This is a genomic window from Cobetia sp., from assembly GCF_983723665.1.
The window spans coordinates 1-3,480 of record NZ_CFDJES010000212.1 but is presented as its reverse complement, the minus strand read 5'-3'; the positions used below and the strand labels follow the sequence as shown (position 1 = coordinate 3,480).

Here is a 3,480-nt window from a genome sequence, read left to right as displayed (position 1 = left end):
CGATATTCTTACAGGTCGCGATATTCCTTCTCGAAGCGCTTGGCAGCCTTCTTGGAGACGCCACCCAGCACGGCCACGGCGTGACGCAGACGCGCGCGCGTCATGTCGGAGCCCAGAATGACCATCGCGTCCATCACCGAGGTGGAGGTCGCCGAGCCGGTCACCGCCACGAACACCGGTGCCAGGAAGTCCTTCATCTTGAGCCCGAAGTGCTCGGAGAGCAGCTTCACTTCCGCCAGCAGATGCTCCTTGTCCCAGCGGCTCACGGCTTCAAGCTTCCAGGTCAGGAACTGCATCTGACGCACCAGGTCTTCGCCTTCCAGCTTCGCCTTGGCGAAGTCGTCCGGCGTGATGGCCGGCAAACCGGAGAAGAAGTGGCCGGCCAGCGGAATCGCCTCGGACAGCGTCTCGATGCGCGGCTTCACTTCCGGCAGGATCTGCTTGACGTAGGACTCGTTGAAGGCCCACTGACGCAGCTCGCTAAGCAGCTCGTCCTCGGACAGATCGCGGATGTAGAGACCGTTCAGCCAGCTGAGCTTCTCGACATCGAATACCGGGCCACCCAGTGAGACACGCTGGATATCGAAGTGCTCCTGCATCTCGCTCAGGGTGAACTTCTCGCGCTCGTCCGGCATGGACCAGCCGAGACGGCCGAGATAGTTGATCACCGCCGCCGGCAGGTAACCCATGCGACGGTAGTAGAGGATCGAGGTCGGGTTCTTGCGCTTGGACAGCTTGGTCTTGTCCGGGTTGCGCAGCAGCGGCATGTGGCACAGTTCCGGCATCTGCCAGCCGAAGTATTCATACAGCAGCTGATGCTTGGGCGCCGAGTTGATCCACTCCTCGCCACGCAGCACGTGGGTGATCTCCATCAGGTGATCATCCACCACGTTGGCCAGGTGGTAGGTCGGCATGCCATCGGACTTGAGCAGGATCTGCGCATCGACCTGGGCCCACTCGACCTCGATCTCGCCGCGCAGCATGTCCTTGACCACACAGGTACCGCTTTCCGGCACGTTCATGCGGATGACGAAGGGCGCGCCCGCCGCTTCACGACGTGCCACTTCTTCTGCCGGCAGCGCGAGATCGGACGGCTTGAGCGCCATGTGCAGACCTTCGGCCTTGCGCGACTCGCGCAGCTCGTCCAGCTCTTCACTGGTGCGATAGCACTTGAAGGCATGGCCGGCATCGATCAGCTGCTGGCAGTGCCTGGCGTAGATGTCGCCACGCTCACTCTGACGGTACGGGCCGTGCGGACCGCCGACATCCGGGCCTTCGGCCCATTCGATGCCCAGCCAGCGCAGCGAATCGAGGATCATCTGCTCGGATTCACCGGTGGAACGCGTCTGATCGGTATCCTCGATACGCAGAATGAACTCGCCACCGTGCTGACGAGCGAAGCACTGGTTGAACAGGGCGATGTAGGCGGTGCCGACGTGGGGATCACCAGTCGGCGACGGTGCGATGCGCGTACGAACGGTCATGTGGAGTCCAGTAGTTCGAGAAGAGAGGGCAACAAGCGTCTCGGCAATGACTGACTGCCGAGGCGTGAAATCACGCTGCTGTCTCAGCAGCGAGTGCTGGGGCATATTATACGCAAGGTGAAGATGTGCGACAGTGCGTCGCCGTGTACCAACGCTCTCTCGGCGGTAAGCTTGCGCCAGATGCGTCATTCTCTGCCTTGAGACGTGACGCCAGCGCCTCCCTGCAACTATCTCTGCCACCACCGGCAGGAGCATGAATGCCCCGAACTGCCGCTGCACCCGATGTTTCACCCTCCCCCACCGATGCCACTGCATCGGCAGAAATCGTGCCACGCCGCTGGCTGGAGACACTGGCACGTGCCGGTGGCCGCTGGCCCCAGCTCGCCATCCTGTGCGCCCTGCTCTCGACGCTGGTGCTGCTCGCCCAGGCCTGGGCCATCGCCCGTCTGGCCCAGGGCGTGGCGATCGACCGCGAAGGCCTGGCGACACTATGGCCGGCCATCGCGGTGCTCGCCGCCAGTCTCTCGCTGCGCGGCGCGCTCACTGGCCTGCGTGGCTATGCCGGCACCCGCGCCAGTCAGCAGATCCGCCGTCGCCTGCGCGAGCGCCTGCTGCAGCGCTTCGCCGAACTCGGCCCGCTGTGGGTGCGTCGCCAGCATCGCACCAGCCTCGCCAACCGCGTCTGGGACCAGGTCGAGTCACTGCACGGCTACTACGCCGACTTCCGCCCGCAGACACGCCTCGCGGGGCTGATTCCGCTGATGCTGCTGTGCGTGGTGTTTCCGCTCAACTGGGCGGCCGGCCTGATTCTGGCCACCACCGCACCGCTGGTGCCGATCTTCATGATTCTGGTCGGCATCGCGGCGCGCAAGCGCTCGCAGGAGCAGTTCCGGGAGATGGACCGCATGGGCCGCCACTTCATGGACCTGCTCACCGGCCTCAAGACCCTGAAGCTATTCGGCAGCGCCAGACGCGGCCCCCAGGTCGAGGCGGTCAGCCATGCCTTTCGCAAGCGCACCATGCGCGTGCTGCGCCTGGCCTTCCTGTCCTCCACGGTGCTGGAATTCTTCACCGCGGTGTCCATCGCGCTGCTGGCGGTCTACCTCGGCTTCCATTTCCTCGGCCATCTGCAATTCGGCACCTGGGGCGACTCACCGCTGCCCCTGCAGACCGCACTCTTCATTCTGGTGCTGGCGCCCGAGTTCTATCAGCCGCTGCGCGAGCTGGGCGTGCACTATCACGCCAAGGCCGAGGCCGAGGCTGCCGCCAGTGACCTCGCCCCCATCGTCGGCAGTGCCCCCTTCACGCAAGAGGCCGAGGCTGGCGCACAGGCGCACAATGCCATCAGCGACCTGCCCGCGGTGCGCCCTCAGACCCGCAAGCTGCACTCGCTGATGCTGGAAGAGGTCTGTGTGCGCTATCCCAATCAGTGGAACCGCCAGACCAGCACGCTGACTCCGCCGGCGCTCGGCCCGCTGACCCTGCGGATCACCCAGGGCGAACGTGTCGCGTTGACCGGTGCCTCCGGCTCCGGCAAGTCGACGCTGCTCAATCTGCTGCTCGGCTTCGTCGAAGCCAGCGACGGCCTGCTGTACCTCAATGGCCATCCGCTGAGTCACGGCCTGCCGCCGGGCATGGCCACCTGGGTCGGTCAGGAGACGGTGGTCCTGTCCGGCACGCTGGCCGACAACCTGCGTCTGGCCAGGCCTCACGCCAGCGACGCACAGCTCGAAGCGGCGCTGGACAATGCCGACCTGCTTGACTGGTACCAGCACCTGCCACGTGGGCTCGAGACGCGCCTTGGCGAGGGCGGCCAGGCGCTGTCCGGCGGCCAGGCACGCCGCCTGTCACTGGCCCGCGCCTTCTTGCATGACGCGCCGCTGGTGCTGCTGGATGAACCCACCGCCAGCCTGGACGCCGACAGCGAAGCGCGCGTGATCGCCGCGCTCAAGCGTCTCGGCGAGGGTCGCACCCTGCTGCTGCTGACCCACCGACC

2 protein-coding genes are annotated in these 3,480 nt (G+C 65.5%); one reads left to right on the top strand and one right to left on the bottom strand.

All coding sequences use genetic code 11. The features are described from left to right. Window positions 1-8: 8 nt before the first annotated feature. Window positions 9-1,484 (bottom strand): glutamate--tRNA ligase, encoded by a 1,476-nt coding sequence (gltX, locus tag AC4FAH_RS13940; protein ID WP_043333111.1) that lies wholly within the window; start codon window positions 1,482-1,484, stop codon window positions 9-11. A gap of 257 nt (window positions 1,485-1,741) precedes the next feature. Here gltX and cydD point away from each other — a divergent pair. Next, a partial coding sequence (gene cydD / locus AC4FAH_RS13935) for a thiol reductant ABC exporter subunit CydD (RefSeq protein ID WP_490246248.1) occupies window positions 1,742-3,480 on the top strand: 1,739 nt, incomplete at its 3' end.